Here is a 15,921-nt window from a genome sequence, read left to right as displayed (position 1 = left end):
GCAAATCGGTGCTTAGATGGGGGTACGTCGGCCCACGGCGTTCGCGTGTGATGTGTTTGCCCTGATGTATCGGCTTTGTACAAGGTACGAAGAATATGCGGGCCGGATCGGAGCCTACGGTTGCGTAACCGGACGGCCGTACGGCAACCTCCAGGGACAACATCACCCGGGCGTGTGTGGTCAGTCGGCACACGCTGCTATTCGACCCAGTTCGAGGAGGCCGGTCCGTGTCGCACTACAAGGCGAACCTGCGAGACATCGAGTTCAACTTGTTCGAGGTGCTGGGAATCGGGGCGCTGCTGGACGGCGGCGCGTACGGCGATCTGGACTCCGAGACCGCGCGCGGCATCCTGGCCGAGGTGCTGCGACTGGCGGAGGGGCCGGTCGCCGAGTCTTTCGTCGCCGCCGACCGCGACCCGCTGCGCTTCGACGCGGCGAATCACACCGTGATCGTCCCGGACCCGCTGCGCAAGACCGTCGCCGCGGTGAACGAGGCCGGCTGGTCGGGGCTGGGCATGCCCGTCGAGATGGGCGGTGTCACCGCGCCGTCGCCGCTGGTGTGGGCGACGCAGGAAATGCTTGTGGCGGCGAACAATTCGGCGAGCTTCTTCAATATGGGCCCGCTGATGCACACCGTGCTGTTCAACGAGGGCACCGAGGAGCAGCGGCGCTGGGCCCAGCACGCGTGGGAGCAGCGCTGGGGCGGCACCATGGTGCTCACCGAGCCCGACGCCGGCTCCGACGTGGGCATGGGCCGCACCAAGGCGGTGCGGCAGCCCGACGGCACCTGGCACATCGAGGGCGTGAAGCGCTTCATCTCCGGCGGCGACCTGGGCGACACCGCCGAGAACATCATCCATCTCACCCTGGCGCGCCCCGAGGGCGCCGGTCCGGGGACCAAGGGCCTGTCGCTGTTCGCGGTGCCTAAGTTCCTGTTCGACCGGGAGACGATGGAACTGGGCGAGCGCAATGGCGTGCTCGTCACCAACCTCGAGCACAAGATGGGTATCAAGTCCTCGCCCACCTGTGAACTCACCTACGGCGGCGACAAGCCGGCCGTCGGCTATCTGGTCGGCGAGGTGCACAACGGCATCGCGCAGATGTTCAAGGTGATCGAGAACGCGCGCATGATGGTGGGCGTCCTGTCGGCCGGCACGCTGTCCAGCGGGTACCTGAATGCCTTGGAGTACGCCAAGACTCGCGTGCAGGGCGCGGACCTGACGCAGATGACGGACAAGACCGCGCCGCGCGTCACCATCACCCACCACCCCGACGTGCGGCGCAGCCTGGCGCTGCAGAAGGCGTACTCGGAGGGGCTGCGCGCGCTGTACCTGTACACCTCGGCGTATCAGAACGACGATGTGGCACAGGCGAATTTCGGCGCGGATCCGGAACTCGCGGCGCGCGTCAACGATCTGCTGCTGCCGATCGTCAAGGGCTGTGGCTCCGAGCGGGCCTACGAGACGCTGACCGAATCGCTGCAGACCTTCGGCGGCTCGGGTTATCTGCAGGACTATCCGATCGAGCAGTACATCCGCGACGTCAAGATCGACAGCCTGTACGAGGGCACCACCGCGATCCAGGCGCAGGACTTCTTCTTCCGCAAGATCATTCGCGACAAGGGCGTGGCGCTGGCCCACGTCGCGGGGCTGATCCAGCAGTTCGCCGACGCGGGCGAGGCCCGGCTCGAACACGAGCGGAAACTGCTCGGCGCGGCGCTGGCCGACGTGCAGGCGATGGCCGCCGCGCTCACCGAGTATCTGATGGCGTCGCAGCAGAATCCGGAGGAGATCTACAAGGTCGGCCTCGGCTCGGTGCGCTTCCTGCACGCCACCGGCGATCTGGTGATCGGCTGGCGGCTGCTGGCGCAGGCCGCGGTGGCCCAGGCCGCGCTGGACGGGCAGCCGTCGGACCGCGACCGCCACTTCTACGCCGGAAAGATCGGCGTCGCTTCGTGGTTCGCGAAGAACCGGCTGCCGCTGCTCAGCGGCGTGCGCGCGGTGGTGGAGAACCTCGACAACGACATCATGCGTCTGGACGAGGCCGCATTCTGAGCCAACGGAATACAAGCGTGCCCTTTTCGTGACGCGCAGAGCAGTTCCGGGGCGGGTACAACTACCGCATGGTGTACCCGGTGAATTTCGGCTGGATTCAGGCCTTTCTGCTCGTGCTCGTCGTGCTTGCCGTGGGACTGCTGGTCAGCGCGGTGCTCAAAGCGCGGAAGGTCGGGTGGAAGGCGTTGCCCGGCAGGGGAGCCGGGGCGCTGGTGCTGGCGCTGCTGGCCGTGGTCGTCCTCTGGGTGACCACGCTGCTGCAGACCTACCTGGGCCTGACCGGTGAGGTGAAGGCCGCGCACGTGGTGGCGACACCGGTGGACGGCCAGCCGCACACGATGGACGTCGAGCTGACCCTCTACGGCGACGGCAACCACGACGACCGGCACGAGAAGTTCCGCGTCGAAGGGGACATGTGGGTGTTGCAGGCCAACATCGTCGAACTCGAGCACTGGGTGAACACCCTCGGCTTCCACTCCGGGTACACGGTGACCCGGCTGTTCGGCGAGCGCTCGGACGGTGACGCCACCAAGCAGAACCACATCTTCCTCAACGGCAGCGACCGCGACTTCTTCGAGGACATGCAGCAGCACACCTGGTATACAAAGCCTTTCGTGCGCTCGGCGTACGGCAATGCCGTGGTCGCCTCCACCGGCAGCTACGACGTCTTCATCTCCCAGGACGCCATCAAGACCCGGCCCGCCTGACCGCGCTCAGTCCGAGAATTCGGCGACCACCGGCGCATGATCGCTGGGCGCCTTGCCTTTTCGCTGCTCGCGGTCGACCGACGCGTCGGTGACCCGGGCGGCCAGGGCGGGCGAGGCGAGGATGAAGTCGATGCGCATGCCCTCCTTGCGCGGGAAGCGCAACTGCGTGTAATCCCAGTAGGTGTACACCCCGGGGCCCGGTGCGAACGGCCGCATCACGTCGGTGAAGCCCGCCGCGGTGATGGCCTCGAACGCGTCCCGTTCCGGTTGGGAGACATGGGTTCTGCCCACGAACAGGGCGGGCGACCACACGTCGTCGTCGGTCGGGGCGATGTTCCAGTCGCCGACCAGCGCGATCTGCGCCGCGGGGTCCTCGGCCAGCCAGCGCGAGCCGGTCTCGCGCAGGGCCGCAAGCCATTCCAGCTTGTAGGCGTAGTGCGGGTCGCCCAGCGCGCGGCCGTTGGGCACGTACAGGCTCCACACTCGCACGCCGCCGCAGGTGGCGCCCAGGGCGCGGGCCTCCACCACGGGCGCGGCGAGCAGCGAGGCGTCCGCGTCCTTGTCGAAACCGGGCTGGCCGGGGAAGGCGATCTCGACGTCGTCCAGGCCGACGCGGGAGGCGATGGCCACCCCGTTCCACTGGCTGAACCCGACGTGCGCGACCTCGTAGCCCGCCTCCTCGAACCGCTCCGACGGGAACTGGTCGTCGCGGCACTTGGTCTCCTGGAGGGCCAGCACGTCGATGTCGGCGGCGTCCAGCCACGCCAGCACCCGATCCAGCCGGGAGCGAATCGAATTCACGTTCCAGGTAGCCAACCGCACTGCCAAGTTCTCCTCGTGTGCTTGTCCGACCGCGGTCCTGCCGGGCCAGGTGTCCGTCTGCTCAGGCCGGGGCCGCGTAGCGATAGCCGTGGTGCTCGACGAAGCCCATCTCCCGGTACATCGCCAGCGCCCCACCATTGTCCGCCGCCACCTGGACGTAGGCGTGGGTGGCGCCGCGGCGGTGGCCCCAGCGCACGAGTTCGGCGCAGATCAGCGTGCCCAGGCCGTGGCGGCGGTGCGGAGCCGCGACCGCGACGCAGGTCAGCCCGACCCAGCGGCGGCCGTCCGGCGCGGTGGTGACCGCGCCCCGCCCGACCGCCAGCGCGGTCGGCAGACCCAGTGCGGCGAAACCGATCTCGCCGTCGCGCACCGCGGTCAGCACCGCCTCGTCGGGCTGCGGCGGCGGCACCGGCACGGTGTCCTCGCCCTGGAACCGGTACAGCTCCAGCCAGCCATCGTGCGGCGCGGTGTCCACCCGCACCATCGAAGGACCTTGCGGCAGTACGAAATTGTCGATGTCGATCGCCAGCACGCGGGTCTCGCCCCAGGTCCGCCAGCCGGGCGGCACGGGGGACAGGCGGTCGGGCAGCCGCAGTCTCAGCGGTAGCCCGCGCTCGGTGTACCACTCGCCGATGCGGTGCAGCGTCTCCGGATGCGGATTCGCCGGTTGCTCCGAACTACCCACCGGCACAGCGGAATTGGCGCGATTGGTATAGCCGTGGCCGGCGGCCAGTACCCAGCCGTCCACCGTGGCGCGGTCGGTACCGGGCCAGCCGTCGCACGCCGCCGCCTCCAGCGCGCGGATCTCGCGGGTGCGAATCGGCCTGGGCCCCAACGGTTTCATCGCCACCACGCGATCGGCCGCGATGGCCACCGTCTGGCCGTCGGCGGTGCGCACGGTCGGGGGATCGAGGGCTACCAGTTCGCCGATGACGTCGGTGAACTGCTGGGGATAGCCGGCGGGCAGCCGATACCGCACCACCACCCGTCGGCCGGGCGGGAGCTCCGGGGGCTCAGTCGTCATGCCCGAACGGATCCGGCACGGTGCCCGGGACCCAGCTCAAACCCGGTACGCCCCAGCCGTTCCGCTTGATCGCCTTCTTGGCCGCGCGCGCGTTGCGGCCGACCAGCACGTCCACGTAGAGGAAGCCGTCGAGATGGCCGACCTCGTGCTGCAGCATCCGGGCGAAGAAGCCCTTGCCCTCGATCTCGACCGGCTCGCCGTGCTCGTCGGTGCCGGTGACGCGCGCCCAGTCGGCGCGGCCGGTGGGGTACTGCTCGCCCGGCACGGACAGGCAGCCCTCCTCGTCGTCGTCGGGATCCGGCATCGTCTCGGGGATCGCGGAGGTCTCCAGCACCGGATTGACCACCACGCCGCGCCGCCGGTTCACGCTGCCGTCGGCGTCGACGTCGGGGCAGTCGTAGACGAACAGGCGCAGCGACTCGCCGACCTGATTGGCCGCCAGGCCCACACCGTGTGCGGCGTCGAGCGTCTCGAACATGTCGGCGATCAGCCCGGCGAGTTCCTCGGGCGACCGGGTGACCTTCTCGGTCGGATTGTGCAGAACCGGATCGCCGACGATGCGGATCGGGAGAATCGCCATGGTCGGTCACTTTACGCGGACGGCCGCGGCGGTCCGGCGGACACGTCGCCGAGGGCCGACACGCCGTGCGACGCCGCGGACAACACCGTCGTTCATGGTTGAATGAGCGTCGAGTCGTCAGTTGTAACTCGGCGAGGGAGCGATATGGACAGCGCAGCGGCCCGGAACCTTTCCGCAAGCGAGGACAGCTCTTCCACGGGTGCGGATGCCGCGGTGGCAGTGCCGGTCGGCGACATCGACGCGGACAACCCGGGCGGCCTGAGCCGCCGTGAACTCGACATTCTCGATTTCGAGCGCAAGTGGTGGAAGTACGCGGGCGCCAAGGAGGAAGCGATCCGCGAGCTGTTCGGCATGTCGGCCACCCGCTACTACCAGGTGCTCAACGCCGTCGTCGACAAGCCCGAGGCGCTGGCCGCCGACCCCATGCTGGTGAAGCGGCTGCGCCGGTTGCGCGCCAGCCGCCAGAAGGCGCGCGCGGCCCGGCGCCTGGGCTTCCAGGTGTGATGCGGGCGTGCGTGCCCCGCTAGGACTAGGGTCGAGCAGGTGAGCAACCCCAATCCGCCCTCCGGTGGACCGCCGCTGCGAGCGCTCGCGATGGTATTGATCGCACTGGCCATCGTGTTCGCCGGTCTCGGTGCGATGTCGCTGTCGAGCTCCGAGTCCACCGCGTCGGAGACCTCGACGCAGGGCCAGGCGACGCAGGGCCAGCCCACCAGCACCACGACCTCGAAGCCGGCCGCCACCACCACCTCGGCCGCCGAATCCACGACCACCACCACGACCGCCGCGTCGTCGACCACCACCAGCGCCGTGACCACCACGGCGGCCGCGGACAAGGCGGTCCCCGTGCGCGTGCTCAACAACAGCACCGTCGCGGGTCTGGCCGCGCGCACCGCGGGTCAGCTCACCGCCGAGGGCTGGACGGTCGCCGAGACGGGCAACTATCCCGGCGGCGTGATTCCGAAAACAACTGTGTACTACGGGAATTCGCCGGGCGAGCAGGCCGCCGCCCAGCAGATCGCCGAGGAACTGGGCGTCACGGCGGAGCCGCGATTCGCGGGTCTGGCGAGTTCGCCGCCCGGAGTGATCGTCATCGTGACCGGCAACTGAACGGCTCGACCGACCGACCGGCCCGACGCCGGTGCCGCGTAACGGCTCTGGCATCATCTTGACCGGTAACGAATTCGTCCACGCAGCTTTACTCGTAAACTCGGTACTCGTAAAGGAGTTCCCCGATGGCCCCGTCCACAACTCGTCGCCCGTCCTGGCGGACTGTGACCCCGGTGCTGGCGATCGCGGTCCTCGGCCTCGCAGCCTGCACCAACAGCCAGGAGTCGAGTGACGCCAAGGGGACCACGCCGCCGGTGTGGACGGGCTCGGCGGCCCCGGGCGGCACGGGTGAGCACGCGAGCGGCGAGCACGGCACCGGCGAGCACAGCGCGGCGCCGGGCGACTCGGTCTCGGTGCAGCTGAAGGACCCCGCCGGTGTGCAGGTCGGCACCGCGACGGTGGCCAAGAGCGGCAGCCACCTCGAGATCACCGTCGAGGCGCACGGCCTCAAGCCCGGCTTCCACGGCCTGCACGTGCACCAGAACGGCAAGTGCGAGCCCAACTCCACCGCGCCGGCGGGCGGCCCGGCCGGCGACTTCCTCTCCGCGGGTGGGCATCTGCAGGTCGGCGACCAGAACGCGCATCCCGCCAGCGGCGACCTCACCTCGCTCGAGGTGCGTCAGGACGGCACCGCCAAGCTGGTCACCACCACCGACGCCGTGACGCTGGACGAGCTGAAGGGCAAGGCCCTGATGATCCACGCCGGAGCGGACAACTTCGGCAACGTTCCCAGTCGATACACCCAGGCCAACGGCACGGCCGGCCCCGACGCCGAGACCCTGGCGACCGGCGACGCGGGCGGCCGGATTGCCTGCGGCGTCATCGGGTAAGCGGGTAGGTATGGGCGGGGCCGGGAGAGTTCACTGGAACAGTTCGCCTCGCCCCACGCTCGGGGTCGAGTGGGAGATAGCGCTGGTCGACAAGAACACGCGCGACCTGTCCAACACCGCCGCCGCGGTCTTCGACGCCGTCGGTGACCTGAAGGCGCACGACGGCACCCCGCAGATCACCAAGGAACTGTTGCGCAACACCGTCGAATTGGTGAGCGGCGTGCACGACACCGTCGGCGAGGTGGTCGACGACCTGAGCGGCACGATGGACGCCGTGCGCAGCGCCGCCGACGCGGTCGGGGTGGATCTGTTCTGCGCCGGGACCCACCCGTTCGCGCAGTGGTCGACCCAGCAGCTCACGCGCACAGCGCATTACGACGAACTCATCGAACGCACCCAGTGGTGGGGGCGGCAGATGCTGATCTGGGGCGTGCACGTGCACGTCGGAGTCTCGCACCCGGAGAAGGTCTTTCCGATCCTGAACTCGCTGCTGCTGTCGTATCCGCATCTGCTGGCGCTGTCCGCGTCCTCGCCGATGTGGGCCGGGATCGACACCGGCTACGCCAGCAACCGCGCGCTGATGTTCCAGCAGCTGCCCACCGCCGGGCTGCCCTTCCAGTTCGAGAATTGGTCGCAGTTCGAGGGTTTCGTGCACGACCAGATGAAGACCGGCGTGATCGAGCAGCTCGGCGGCATGCACTGGGACATCCGCCCGGCGCCGAAATGGGGCACCATCGAGGTCCGGGTGTGTGACGGAATCCCCACGCGCCTGGAGCTTTCCGCCTTGGTCGCGCTCATCCACTGCCTGGTGGTGGATCTGGACCGCCGGGTCGAAGCGGGGGAGACGCTGCCCACCATCCCGCCCTGGCACGTGCAGGAGAACAAGTGGCGCGCAGCACGTTACGGCCTGGACGCGATCATCATCACCGACGCCGACAGCAACGAGCGCCTGGTCACCGACGACCTCTCCGAACTCCTCAACCGCCTCGAGCCGGTCGCCAAACAACTCGGCTGTGAGAAGGAACTGGCGCTGGTCGCCGAGATCCCCCAGCGCGGCGCCTCCTACCAGCGCCAGCGCCGGGTCGCAGCATCCGCCCAGGGCGACCTGGTCGCGGTGGTCGACGCCCTGGTCAACGAGCTCGACGCGTAGGGCGGAAAGCGAGATCCCGGCCAAAAGCATGCCGAGATGACGGGGCGGGGCCGCATGCCCGGGGTGGGGTGGGCACCGGGCGGTGGGGGAGCGTTCAGCTGGGCGGTGGGGCGGTGTTCATCGCCCGTTTACTATGGTCGTCGTGTTACTCGACGACCCGCGTTCTGACCTCGGTGGTGACGCTCGCCGCGGCCGGATCCGGATGCCGTCGACGCGGGCGCGGATCGGCCTCGCGGTGGGGGCCGTGCCGGTGCTGTTGGTCGTGTTGCAGATAGTGGCCTCGCGCAACGGTTTCGAAGGTCCGCTGGCGAGTCTGTGGGACGACTACGCGGGGACGCCGAAGTCGGTGTCGGTGCCGTGGGCGGGGCTGGCGCTGGCCCTGGTCGGGTTGTCGTGGCGGCGGCGGTTCGTCACCGCGGGGCTCGCGGTGGCCATCGATGTGGTGTTCGCGGTCGTGCGGGTGCTGTCGGGCGGCTCGCTGACCGTCGGCAACGGCGCGGTGATCACGCTGACCGGCCTCGCGCTGTTCGCCTGGTTCGGCTGGGAGGGCCGGGACCGGCGCAACGCGCTGCACGCCGCCGCGCTGGGCGCGCTGCTGATCCTCGCCACCAAGGTGGGCGACGTCTGGCTGCACATCACGGTGCTGGCCGGGCCGAACGTGCTGGACCGGTACGTGCTGCTGGCCGACCACGCATTCGGGCAGCCCTCGTGGGTGCTGGGCCGGGCGGTCGAGGCGGCCGGTCCGGTCGTGTTCGCGGTGCTGCACTGGGTCTACATCGAGCTGCCGGTGGCGGCGATGGTGGTGGCGGCCTGGCAGCTGCGGCGGGTCGCCTCGACCGGGGTGTGGCCGACGCACTACCTGGTCCGTACGTTCCTGGTGCTCGGGCTGGTCGGGCCCGTGGTGTACGTGCTGTTCCCGGTGGTCGGCCCGATGTTCGCCTTCGGGACCGACGGCCACGGGTTGCAGGTCGGCGACTACTGGCCGCGCCTGGTGCCGCCGCTCGAGCAGCACCCGGGCGCCCTGCCGTTCGACTCCGCGACCCCGCGCAACTGCATGCCCTCCATGCACACCGCCTGGGCCACCACGGTTTTCCTGCATTCCCGCCGCGCCGCCGACGGTGCGCCCGCGCCGCGCTGGCTGCGCTGGGGCGGCGCCTTCTGGCTGCTGGCGACCCTCACCGCCACCCTCGGCTTCGGCTACCACTACGGCGCCGACCTGCTCGCGGGCGCGGTGCTGTGCCTGACCGTCGAATCCGCCCTGCGCGCGCCCGAACGCGGCTGGGACGCGCCTCGCATCCGCCTGGTCGCGGGCGGCCTCGCCCTCCTCGCCGCACTGCTGCTGTGCTACCGCTTCCTCGCGGTGTGGATGGCCGAATACCCGCTGCCCGCAGGCCTGCTCGTGCTGAGCGCCGTCGCCGCCTACGCGTGGGCCTTCCGCGCCACCTGGTTCCCCCGCACCCCGCTCCCACAGCCCGCCGTTGCCACGAAACTGTCCGCGCGGTAGACGGCGGTAGCGGCGGCCGCCGCCGCGAATTCGTCGGCGCGGCAGGCGATCACTCGGTGTCGTCGTCGAGTTCGTTGATCAGCAGGAGGCCGTCGCGGTCGCGCTGTTCGCGGTAGGCGGTGCGGCCGAGCAGGTGCGCTACGGCGGGGATGGTGAGCAGGGTGAACAGGCCGACGAGCAGCAGCATCCAGACGTTGCCGTGGCCGCGCAGCTGGATCGTCGCGCCGATCAGGACCAGCACGAGGCCGACCACCTGCGGTTTGGTGGCGGCGTGCATGCGGGAGAGGGTGTCGGGGAAGCGCACGAGCGCGATCGCGGCGGTGGCCGCGAAACCCGAACCGAGCACGATCAGCACGTAGGACAGCCAGCGCAGCACGGTATCCAGCACGCCCGTCATCGGTCGTCCCGCACCCGGAACCGGGAGACCGCGGCCGAGCCGAGGAATCCGACCAGCGCCAAGGCGACGATGGCGGGCAGCACGGCGGTGTTGTCGCTGTAGGCGGCCCACACCGCCAGGCCCGCCGCGGCGATGCCGACGATCGAGTCGATGGCCACCACCCGGTCCAGCGTGCCGGGCCCGGCCAGCACCCGGTAGCTGGTCAGCAGGGCCGCGACGACCAGCAGCACGGCCGCGATCAAGGCGACGACCGTCATCGCTCCTCCTCGGAAACGCTTGCGGGCGCGTCGGATTCGCGCCACTCGGCCGGCCGCTCGAAGGACTGGATCAGCAACCGCTCGATCCGCCGGGTGACGCGGTAGAACTTCTCGACCGCCGCGTCGCTGCCCACGTCCAGCACGTGCACCCAGACGGTGTGCGTGGTGCGGTCCAGCTCCAGCACCATGGTGCCGGGAATCATGTTGAGCACGTCGGTGCACAGCACGAACACCAGGTCCGAGCGAATCGACATCCGCACCCGCAGCACCCCAGACACCGGCGCACCGGCGGGCCGCACCGCGAACCAGGCGATCTGCAGGCTGGACTCGAGCGCGTAATACGAACCGACGACGATCAATTCGAGCAGCGACAGCGGATGCAGCCGCCCCGACACCGGCACCCGCGGCAGCGGCATCGCCACCATGATCAGCGCGCCGATCGCGAGCCCGGCGAGCACATTGCCGACGCTGAGATCGCCCCACAGCGCCGTGTACACGACGGCCAGCCACAGCAGGACACCGATCCGGACGACGTTCTCGCGGCTCACCGGTCACCTCCCCCGTGCGAGGAACCGGGTGTGCCCAGCACCATTTCGAGGTAGGTGGACCGGTCGGTGAGTTCGTCGGCGGCGCGCCCGGCGATGCCGAGAATGGGACCGGCGAAGGCGGTGAGCGCCAACCCGACCGCGAGCAGCGCGACGGTCGGCATCAGCATCAGGCGCGGCATGCGACCGGGGTCGTCGCGCTCGTCGAACAGCACGTCGGTCGACTCGTCGATCAGGCCCGAGGGCGCGGCGTCGGCCAAGTTGCCCTCCGGGGCCTGCACCCGGGGCCGCCAGAACGCCTTGCTCCACACCCGCGCCATCGCGTACAGGGTCAGCAGGCTGGTCATGATCGAGCCGCCCACCAGCACCCAGGCCAGCACGCTGCCGTCGGACGCACCCGCCTGCAGCAGCGCCGCCTTGCCGATGAACCCCGACAGCGGCGGGATGCCACCGAGATTCAGCGCCGGAATCCCGAACAGCAGCGCCAGCGCGGGACTGGCGGCGAGCAGGCCGCCGAGCCGGCTCAGCGACGCCGACCCGGCCTGCCGCTCGATCAGGCCGACCACCAGGAACAGCGTGGTCTGCACCAGAATGTGGTGCGCCACATAGAAAACGGTGCCGGTGAGCCCGGCCGCGGTGTTCAGCCCGACCCCGAACATCAGATACCCGATGTGGCTGACCAGGGTGAACGACAGCAGTCGCTTGATGTCGCTCTGCGCGATCGCGCCGAGGATGCCGATCAGCATGGTGAGCAGCCCGCACACCAGCAGCACGTTGTCGAAGGTGCTCGCCGGGAACAGCAGCGTGTGCATCCGGATGATGGCGTACACGCCGACCTTGGTCAGCAAACCGGCGAAGACCGCGGTGACGGGTGCGGGCGCGGTGGGGTAGGAGTCGGGCAGCCAGTTCGACAGCGGGAACACCGCGGCCTTGATGCCGAACGCCACCAGCAGCACGGCGTACACGGCGCTGCGGACGCCCGCGGGCACCTCGCCGATGCGCACCGACATCTGCGCCAGGTTCAGGGTGCCGGTGGCCGCATACGCCAGCGCGATGCCGGTGAGGAAGATCAGCGACGACACCATCGACACCATCGTGTACGACACCCCGGCCCGCACCCGCTCGGCGCTGGCGCCCAGGGTCAGCAGTACGAACGACGCGCCCAGCAGCACCTCGAAGCCGACGAACAGGTTGAACAGGTCCCCGGCCAGGAAGGCGATCGAAACCCCGGCGCTCAGAATGAGATACGTCGGCTGGAAGATCGAGGTGGGCTGCCGCTCGGTGCCGTCGCTGATGCCCTGCCCGACGGCGTACACGAGCACCGCCAGCAGCACGATCGACGAGACCAGCAGCATCGCCGCCGACAGCCGGTCCACCACCAGCGTGATGCCGATCGGGCTGTGCCAGTTGCCGATCTGCAGCGCCGCCATCCCGTCCCGGTCGGCCAGGTACAGCAGCAGCCCGGTGACCACCACCACCGCGGCCTGCGCCGCGATCGACACGATCTGCTGCACCCGCGGTTTGCGGCCGACGATCAGCGTGGCCGCCGCGGTGAGCAGCGGGATCAGCACCGGCAGCGCGGTGAGGGGGGTGATCAGCCCGGGCGGCAGGGTCATTGCTCGGGATCCTCGCCCTCGCGCCGCGCGGCGACCTTGACGTCCTCGGGGTCGTTCTCGACCCGCTCGGTGGTGGTCAGGGCGTAGGCGCGGTAGGCCAGGGCGAGCACGAACGCGGCCAGGCCCATGGTGATCACGATGGAGGTCAGCACCATCGCCTGGGCCAGCGGGTCGGCCGAATCCTCGTGCACGCGATCGGTTTCGCCGAGGATCGGCGGCCGGCCGTCCGGGCCGCCGACGGTGAGGATGAGCAGGTTCACCGCGTTGCTGAACAGGATCATCCCCAGCAGCATCTTCGACACGGCGCGTTCCAGCACCAGGTAGACGCCGCAGGCGGTGAGCACCCCGACCAGGACCAGGAGCGTGATGTTCGCGGTCATCGGTCCTCCTTCGTCGATTCGCCGGTGCGCGTGTCGATGGTCGTGATCGCGGGGCCCTCGGTGTCCAGCCGCGCGCCGAGACTGCGCAGCACATCCAGGACCAGACCCACCACGATCAGGTACACGCCCAGGTCGAACAGCATGGCGGTGACGAATTTGACGTGACCGACCAGCGGCAGCGTCACCTCGATGATCGCCGAGGACAGCGGCGGCGCGCCCAGCAGCAGCGACCCGGCCGCGGTGCCGGCGGACAGCGCCAGCCCGGCGCCCAGCACGTGCCCGGCGTCGACCGGCAGCGCCTCGGCCAGTTCGTAGCGCCCGCCCGCGAGATAGCGCAGGACCAGCGCCAAGCCGGCGGTGAGGCCGCCGGCGAAACCGCCGCCGGGTGCGTTGTGCCCGGCGAAGAAGAAGTACGCCGACAGCATCATCAGGGTCGGGAAGACCAGTCGCGTGGTCATCGCCAGCACCATCGATCGGTGCTGCGGCGCGATCAGCGGCGCCGCCGGCAGCCAGTAGGAGCGGTCCGGATCGGGGGTGTAGCCCGGCGCGTCGGCGACCCGGGGCAGCGTGCCGAAGCGGCGGCTGCGGAACATCAGCGAGGCGACGCCGGTCGCGGCGACCACCAGCACCGACACCTCGCCCAGGGTGTCCCAGGCGCGGATGTCCACCAGCAGCACGTTGACCGCGTTCTTGCCGCCGCCGAATTCGTATGCGGCCGTAGGGATCCGATGCCAGATCGGCTCGGTGTCGCGGGCCGCGGTGGCGAAGGCCGCGAGCACCGCGACCGCCGTGCCCACCAGCGCCGCCAGCAGCGCGCGGCGCACCTTGAACGCGGCCACCCGGTCCGGTTCGATCTCGGCGGGGAACCGGCGCAGGACCAGCACGAAGATCACCAGGGTCAGGGTCTCCACCAGGAACTGGGTGAGCGCCAGGTCGGGCGCGCCGTGCAGCGCGAAGACGACGCCGCAGCCGTAGCCGGTGACGCCGACCAGCAGCACACTGGCCAGGCGGTTGCGCATCACGGTGGCGCCCACCGCCATCGCGATCATGATGATCCCGATGATCGGCTGCAGCGGGGAATCCCACAGCCGCAACCCCACTCGCGTCCGGGCGCCGAACGCCAGCATGGCGGTGGGCAGCACGATCAGCGTGATCAGGATCAGCGCCTGGTTCAGCGGCAGCGAACCGCGCTGGATCGCACCGGTCATGCGCAGCGACAGCTGGTCCATCGCGCGCAGCGTCTTGTCGTAGACGCGGTCCGCGTTGCCCAGCCGCGGGCTCGCCGATTCGCCGATGCGGTCGCGGATCTCGAAAAGCACCAGGCCGCAGGCGATCACGATCATGGTCAGGGTGAGCGGATGCCCGAAGCCGTGCCACAGCGCCAGGTGCGTGGGCTCGCCGCCGGGCAGCGTCGTCGCGTAGGGGCGCAGCAGCCGATCCATCCACGGGGCGGCCAGGCCCGCCGCCAGCCCCGCCACCGCCAGCAGCGCGGCCGGGGCCACGAACAGCGCGCCGGGCCGGTGCCATTCCGGTTGCCGCTCCGGCGCTCCCATACCCACCGACTTGGAACCGAAAGCGCCCCACAGGAATCGGAGGCTGTAGCCCACCGTCAGCATGGAACCGACCACGATGCCGGTGCCCACCGCGATCTTCACCGGCGCGGTCATGTTCTCCGCGTCCAGGATCGCGCCCAGCGCGCTCTCCTTGCCCACGAAACCGAGCAGCGGCGGAATCCCGGCCATGCTCGCGCCGGCCAGGATCGCGGCACCGCACAGCACCGGCTCGCGGCGGCCCAATCCCGACAGCCGCCGCAGATCGCGCGTCCCGGCACCGTGGTCGATGATGCCGACGACCATGAACAGGCACGCCTTGAACAGCGCGTGCGCGACGATCATCGCCGCCCCCGCCAGCGCCGCGTCCGGCGTGCCGATGCCCACCAGCGTGATCAGGAAACCGAGCTGACTCACCGTGCCGAACGCCAGCACCAGCTTCAGATCGGTCACCTGCAGCGACCGCAGACCCGCCAGCAGCATCGACACCAGCCCCAGCGTGAGGATGATCGGATGCCACGGCGGGCTCACCGCGAACGTCGGCGCCAGCCGCGCTACCAGGTACACACCGGCCTTCACCATCGCCGCCGCGTGCAGGTAGGCGCTCACCGGCGTGGGCGCGGTCATCGCGCCCGGCAGCCAGAAGTGCAGCGGCACGATCGCCGATTTGCTCAGCGCGCCGACCAGGATCAACACCACCGCGACGCAGGTCGACCAGTCGTGCGGGTCGGCGCGGGCGAGCACCTCCGACAGCAGGTAGCTGCCGCAGCGCTGTCCGACGAGGATGATGCCGACCAGCATCGTCAGCCCGCCCGCCGCCGTCACCAGCAGCGCCTGCAGCGCCGCGCGCCGCCCGGCGATCTGTTCCGCGTGATGGCCGACCAGCAGGAACGACAACACCGTCGTCGCTTCCCAGAAGGTGAACAGCAGCAACATGTTGTCGCTGGTCACCAGGCCGAACATGGTGCCCGCGAAGGCAACCAGGTAGCCGGCGAAGATACCGAGCCGCTGCCGGTCGTCGTCGTCGAAATAGCTCGCGCAATAGACCAGGATCAGCGCGCCGATGCCGAGCACCAGCGCCGACATGATCGAGGCGAGCGAGTCGAAGCGCAGATCCAGGTTCATGTGGATGCCCGGCGCCCAGCTCACCCGCAGCGTCCGGCCGCTGTTCCAATTCGCCGCGACCCAGCCCAGACTCGCCAGCGGCACGAGCGCCAGCAGGTAGAAGCCCCGTCGGCCCAGGACTCGCACGCAGGGCGGCGCGAGCAGGGCCGCGGCGGCGTGGGCGAGCAGGACAGCGAGCAAACTTCACTCCGTCGGTCGGCGGCGGGGTGTGCGCAGTCGATACTACGTCGGCCGGTGCGGGATTCCGGTGCGCCGGGGTTATGGCGTCGA

At 69.9% G+C, this 15,921-nt stretch carries 16 protein-coding genes; 7 read left to right on the top strand and 9 right to left on the bottom strand.

Features of this window, described 5'->3' with window-relative positions; translation table 11 throughout:
• Nucleotides 1–227: 227 nt before the first annotated feature.
• Nucleotides 228–2,054 carry an acyl-CoA dehydrogenase gene (locus IU476_RS28415; RefSeq protein ID WP_195105266.1) on the top strand — a complete coding sequence of 609 codons (1,827 nt, stop codon included), beginning with the start codon at nucleotides 228–230 and terminating at the stop codon, nucleotides 2,052–2,054.
• Nucleotides 2,055–2,122: 68 nt separating this feature from the next.
• Nucleotides 2,123–2,761, top strand: a complete 639-nt coding sequence (locus IU476_RS28410) for a hypothetical protein (protein ID WP_195105264.1) — start codon at nucleotides 2,123–2,125, stop codon at nucleotides 2,759–2,761.
• 6 nt (nucleotides 2,762–2,767) lie between these two features.
• Here IU476_RS28410 and IU476_RS28405 read toward each other — a convergent pair whose 3' ends face one another.
• The 3 genes from IU476_RS28405 to IU476_RS28395 all read right to left on the bottom strand — a co-directional run bounded on the left by IU476_RS28405 (nucleotide 2,768) and on the right by IU476_RS28395 (nucleotide 5,187).
• On the bottom strand, nucleotides 2,768–3,583 hold the full coding sequence (locus tag IU476_RS28405; protein ID WP_195105261.1) for an exodeoxyribonuclease III: 816 nt from the start codon (nucleotides 3,581–3,583) through the stop codon (nucleotides 2,768–2,770).
• Between the two features lie 61 nt (nucleotides 3,584–3,644).
• Nucleotides 3,645–4,607, bottom strand: a complete 963-nt coding sequence (locus IU476_RS28400; RefSeq protein WP_195105258.1) for an N-acetylglutamate synthase, CG3035 family — start codon at nucleotides 4,605–4,607, stop codon at nucleotides 3,645–3,647.
• A complete protein-coding gene (locus tag IU476_RS28395; protein WP_195105256.1) occupies nucleotides 4,597–5,187 on the bottom strand; it encodes a peptide deformylase in 591 nt (196 codons plus the stop codon). The genes IU476_RS28400 and IU476_RS28395 overlap by 11 nt, the downstream gene beginning before the upstream one ends.
• A 144-nt stretch (nucleotides 5,188–5,331) precedes the next feature.
• Between IU476_RS28395 and napA the strand changes: the two genes are divergently transcribed.
• The 5 genes from napA to IU476_RS28370 all read left to right on the top strand — a co-directional run bounded on the left by napA (nucleotide 5,332) and on the right by IU476_RS28370 (nucleotide 9,781).
• On the top strand, nucleotides 5,332–5,691 hold the full coding sequence (gene napA / locus IU476_RS28390) for a nucleoid-associated protein NapA (protein WP_195105255.1): 360 nt from the start codon (nucleotides 5,332–5,334) through the stop codon (nucleotides 5,689–5,691).
• A 39-nt stretch (nucleotides 5,692–5,730) separates the two neighbouring features.
• Nucleotides 5,731–6,297, top strand: a complete 567-nt coding sequence (locus IU476_RS28385; RefSeq protein ID WP_195105252.1) for a LytR C-terminal domain-containing protein — start codon at nucleotides 5,731–5,733, stop codon at nucleotides 6,295–6,297.
• A 125-nt stretch (nucleotides 6,298–6,422) separates the two neighbouring features.
• Entirely contained in the window at nucleotides 6,423–7,127 is a 705-nt protein-coding gene (gene sodC, locus IU476_RS28380; RefSeq protein ID WP_195105250.1) for a superoxide dismutase[Cu-Zn], read from the top strand.
• Between the two features lie 10 nt (nucleotides 7,128–7,137).
• The gene (locus tag IU476_RS28375; protein ID WP_195105248.1) at nucleotides 7,138–8,277 is read left to right on the top strand and encodes a glutamate--cysteine ligase; all 1,140 of its coding nucleotides are present in this window, start codon (nucleotides 7,138–7,140) and stop codon (nucleotides 8,275–8,277) included.
• Between the two features lie 202 nt (nucleotides 8,278–8,479).
• Entirely contained in the window at nucleotides 8,480–9,781 is a 1,302-nt protein-coding gene (locus tag IU476_RS28370) for a phosphatase PAP2 family protein (protein ID WP_195105479.1), read from the top strand.
• Between the two features lie 49 nt (nucleotides 9,782–9,830).
• On the opposite strand, the gene mnhG is transcribed toward IU476_RS28370, so the two are convergent.
• The 6 genes from mnhG to IU476_RS28340 are packed head-to-tail and all read right to left on the bottom strand — an operon-like array spanning nucleotide 9,831 to nucleotide 15,831.
• The gene (mnhG, locus tag IU476_RS28365) at nucleotides 9,831–10,166 is read right to left on the bottom strand and encodes a monovalent cation/H(+) antiporter subunit G (protein ID WP_438944082.1); all 336 of its coding nucleotides are present in this window, start codon (nucleotides 10,164–10,166) and stop codon (nucleotides 9,831–9,833) included.
• Between the two features lie 8 nt (nucleotides 10,167–10,174).
• Nucleotides 10,175–10,435, bottom strand: a complete 261-nt coding sequence (locus IU476_RS28360) for a monovalent cation/H+ antiporter complex subunit F (protein WP_195105244.1) — start codon at nucleotides 10,433–10,435, stop codon at nucleotides 10,175–10,177.
• The gene (locus tag IU476_RS28355; RefSeq protein ID WP_195105235.1) at nucleotides 10,432–10,983 is read right to left on the bottom strand and encodes a Na+/H+ antiporter subunit E; all 552 of its coding nucleotides are present in this window, start codon (nucleotides 10,981–10,983) and stop codon (nucleotides 10,432–10,434) included. The genes IU476_RS28360 and IU476_RS28355 overlap by 4 nt, the downstream gene beginning before the upstream one ends.
• Nucleotides 10,980–12,596, bottom strand: coding sequence for a Na+/H+ antiporter subunit D (locus tag IU476_RS28350; RefSeq protein ID WP_195105233.1), 1,617 nt, complete (start codon nucleotides 12,594–12,596; stop codon nucleotides 10,980–10,982). Before IU476_RS28350 ends, IU476_RS28355 begins: the two co-directional genes overlap by 4 nt.
• Nucleotides 12,593–12,976 (bottom strand): Na(+)/H(+) antiporter subunit C, encoded by a 384-nt coding sequence (locus tag IU476_RS28345; protein WP_195105230.1) that lies wholly within the window; start codon nucleotides 12,974–12,976, stop codon nucleotides 12,593–12,595. Before IU476_RS28345 ends, IU476_RS28350 begins: the two co-directional genes overlap by 4 nt.
• On the bottom strand, nucleotides 12,973–15,831 hold the full coding sequence (locus IU476_RS28340) for a Na+/H+ antiporter subunit A (RefSeq protein ID WP_195105228.1): 2,859 nt from the start codon (nucleotides 15,829–15,831) through the stop codon (nucleotides 12,973–12,975). The genes IU476_RS28345 and IU476_RS28340 overlap by 4 nt, the downstream gene beginning before the upstream one ends.
• Between the last annotated feature and the right edge of the window lie 90 nt (nucleotides 15,832–15,921).

It is taken from the genome of Nocardia blacklockiae (assembly GCF_015477355.1).
Classification (GTDB): domain Bacteria; phylum Actinomycetota; class Actinomycetes; order Mycobacteriales; family Mycobacteriaceae; genus Nocardia; species Nocardia blacklockiae.
The sequence above is the reverse complement of the archived record's forward strand: the minus strand, read 5'-3'. Positions and strand labels throughout refer to the sequence as shown.

Excerpts from the sequence above, each read along its gene's own strand:
- IU476_RS28400 (WP_195105258.1), bottom strand. The coding sequence starts at position 4,607 with ATGACGACTGAGCCCCCGGAGCTCCCGCCCGGCCGACGGGTGGTGGTG.
- IU476_RS28370 (WP_195105479.1), top strand. The coding sequence starts at position 8,480 with ATGCCGTCGACGCGGGCGCGGATCGGCCTCGCGGTGGGGGCCGTGCCG.
- IU476_RS28375 (WP_195105248.1), top strand. The coding sequence starts at position 7,138 with ATGGGCGGGGCCGGGAGAGTTCACTGGAACAGTTCGCCTCGCCCCACG.
- IU476_RS28395 (WP_195105256.1), bottom strand. The coding sequence starts at position 5,187 with ATGGCGATTCTCCCGATCCGCATCGTCGGCGATCCGGTTCTGCACAAT.
- napA (WP_195105255.1), top strand. The coding sequence starts at position 5,332 with ATGGACAGCGCAGCGGCCCGGAACCTTTCCGCAAGCGAGGACAGCTCT.
- IU476_RS28345 (WP_195105230.1), bottom strand. The coding sequence starts at position 12,976 with ATGACCGCGAACATCACGCTCCTGGTCCTGGTCGGGGTGCTCACCGCC.
- IU476_RS28350 (WP_195105233.1), bottom strand. The coding sequence starts at position 12,596 with ATGACCCTGCCGCCCGGGCTGATCACCCCCCTCACCGCGCTGCCGGTG.
- IU476_RS28360 (WP_195105244.1), bottom strand. The coding sequence starts at position 10,435 with ATGACGGTCGTCGCCTTGATCGCGGCCGTGCTGCTGGTCGTCGCGGCC.
- sodC (WP_195105250.1), top strand. The coding sequence starts at position 6,423 with ATGGCCCCGTCCACAACTCGTCGCCCGTCCTGGCGGACTGTGACCCCG.
- IU476_RS28410 (WP_195105264.1), top strand. The coding sequence starts at position 2,123 with ATGGTGTACCCGGTGAATTTCGGCTGGATTCAGGCCTTTCTGCTCGTG.